This window comes from Ensifer sp. ENS10, assembly GCF_014852025.1.
Lineage (GTDB): Bacteria > Pseudomonadota > Alphaproteobacteria > Rhizobiales > Rhizobiaceae > Ensifer.
This window is the reverse complement of sequence record NZ_JACVAS010000064.1, coordinates 1-255: the sequence shown is the minus strand read 5'-3', so window position 1 is coordinate 255 and position 255 is coordinate 1. Positions and strand designations below refer to the sequence as shown.

At 61.6% G+C, this 255-nt stretch carries 1 pseudogene; it reads left to right on the top strand.

The features are described from left to right. Positions 1-255: pseudogene (locus tag IB265_RS36380) on the top strand (ISNCY family transposase); the annotation flags it as partial.

The following is a 255-nucleotide window of genomic DNA, read 5'->3' as shown; positions in this document are numbered from 1 at the left end:
TGACGCATGCGGCGATCACCGAGAACAAGCGGCTCGGTGATGTCCTGGCCTACATCAAGGAGCGTCAGGAGCAGCAGACGAAGCCGGCCTTAAAGACGAACAGCGAGAAGATTGGCTACAAACCGCGGGGCCGCAAGCCGGGCAAGCGGACGGATTTCATGACCGATCCAGCGGTCATTGCTCGGCGGCGACAGGCGCTTTCCCAGCGAAGTGCGGTGGAGCAAGGGCAACCCTACCCGGCACAGTTCAATGGAG